The 1,950-nt window shown below is 60.7% G+C and carries 3 protein-coding genes; all 3 read left to right on the top strand.

Annotated features, from left to right (window positions below; genetic code table 11):
• Positions 1 to 281 precede the first annotated feature (281 nt).
• Positions 282 to 1,421, top strand: a complete 1,140-nt coding sequence (locus JNW87_RS38125; RefSeq protein ID WP_238455411.1) for a DUF5677 domain-containing protein — start codon at positions 282 to 284, stop codon at positions 1,419 to 1,421.
• Between the two features lie 110 nt (positions 1,422 to 1,531).
• Positions 1,532 to 1,807, top strand: a complete 276-nt coding sequence (locus tag JNW87_RS41915; RefSeq protein ID WP_375373604.1) for a helix-turn-helix domain-containing protein — start codon at positions 1,532 to 1,534, stop codon at positions 1,805 to 1,807.
• A gap of 6 nt (positions 1,808 to 1,813) precedes the next feature.
• On the top strand, positions 1,814 to 1,950 hold a 137-nt coding region (locus tag JNW87_RS41920), incomplete at its 3' end, for a helix-turn-helix domain-containing protein (protein WP_375373605.1).

Consider the following 1,950-nt stretch of genomic DNA (forward strand, 5'->3'; position numbering starts at 1 on the left):
GTGGAGCGAGCGACCTCTCCGATGTGGCCAGACAGCCAAGCAGTGCATCGCGCGCCCTGCTAGCAGCGGGTATGACAGACTGCAGCAAGAAGTCAGGCAGGGACTCCAAGGGGGCAAGCGTGTCAGGTTCCCGCCGGCCCCCTCGCCCTAGAAGTAACGCCGAACCATTTGGCGAGGTAAGGCCGCCAGTCGCACTTGACAGCGATAAGTGGCTGACTAATCGGGCTATCAGCGAGCGCCTCAACCGAGAAATCCCGGGTTTTGGCCAGCTCGTCGATCAGATGCATTTTTCGATGCTTTCGGCCGGCAGACGATTCCACAATGCAACCCCGAGCGGCGCTTCGCTCGAAGTATTTGGTCAAGCCACAAATGATTTTAACGACCTGCTCTTTGACCTCTATGACGGGCGCGGACGTCCTGCAACCCGTGCCGCTCGCGCGCTTGTCGAGCATCTGATCAATCTCTGTGATGTCCTCGCAGACGCGAACCTGGCGGAACGATACCTTGCGCACCGTGCGCTAACTCCGCTGATTGAAGCGGAAGCGGAAGTTGGGTTGAGTTTGCTGAAGGGGCGCGAACAAAAAGCTGAGGAACATCGCCTCAAGTCACAGGCTCGGCGCCACAGACAGGAGGCCCAAGAGGCCATTGCCAAGTACGGCCCCGGCTTCCGTAGGTCATGGACCGAGCGAAACCTGTATGACCGGTCACGCCAGTACGGTCATGAGAGGTTCTACCACTACTACCGCCTGTCGTCTCAAGTTCTTCATGGGGCTTCCGGAGGGGCGAAGGAGTCCATCCGAGAAATCGATGGAAGACACGTCCACCGCTCGGGATCAGCCTTGGCGCTTCTACCCTCTGCCTATGCCGAGGGAGTTCGGGCATTCAAGATTATTCTTCAGGCCATGGCGGATGCGACGCCTCTGGTCGATGCAACAGAGGCAATGAAATTGTGTGATGCCCTCCTGACCGCTTGGCCCTTCTATCGAAAGGCAGTCCTGAAAGTCGACCGGGCGCTATGGCCCGCCTCTGCGCCCGTGGGTCCGTTCGCTGTACTGGCTGTCTCTCGTTCCGGTAAACGGCGGTGGTTCTGCCACGAGCCGGAACTGGGGCTGATCGTGGAAGCGCACCCTCCCGACGCAGATCAAATGACAGAGGTGCAGCGCAAGAACGTAGATCTATTGGCCGCAAATATTGCTGACGACATGTTTGCAGATAGCGACCAATGGATAACAATTGTTGTGGCCAACGTGACGGTGAATCCCCGCCCTGGCGCGCCTTGGATTAACGCAGCAGCTATTCTTGTGCCGGACAGTTTTGGTCGCCGGCTCGCTCGGCCCCGGCCCACTGACCCGGCCGAGCTGCCTCAAGTCTTGCGCTCGTGTGGCGTGAATTGGCTTCCACCGGAGATGCCTAGCCGTTGAGCGCCGATGCTCGGGCGTGCTCACGGATTCTAGCCAGCCAGCCAAGCCCATCACCCGCTCTCCCGCCTACACTGGTGCAGGTATGCATCGGTGCATGGCCGGAGGTGAGCATGGGTGGCTCGGCGCACCGGGAGCGGGTTGCCGCTGAACTGAAACGCATCCGAGAGGGCTTGGGCGTGCCTGGCGAGGAGGTAGCTGCCGCTCTGGGCTGGTCTCAACCCAAGGTGTCTCGCATCGAAAATGCTCGGATCGCCGTCAGCACCCGGGATCTAGCCACACTCCTTCATTACTACGGCGTGCCGGAGGAGATCCGGGCGGAGCTGCTAGCGGTGACCGCTGATGACGAGGGCTGGTGCAGGTATGCATCGGTGCATGGCCGGAGGTGAGCATGGGTGGCTCGGCGCACCGGGAGCGGGTTGCCGCTGAACTGGAAACGCATCCGAGAGGGCTTGGGCGTGCCTGGCGAGGAGGTAGCTGCCGCTCTGGGCTGGTCTCAACCCAAGGTGTCTCGCATCGAAAATGCTCGGAT

This window comes from Micromonospora sp. ATA51, from assembly GCF_016802855.1.
GTDB classification, from domain to species: domain Bacteria; phylum Actinomycetota; class Actinomycetes; order Mycobacteriales; family Micromonosporaceae; genus Micromonospora; species Micromonospora sicca.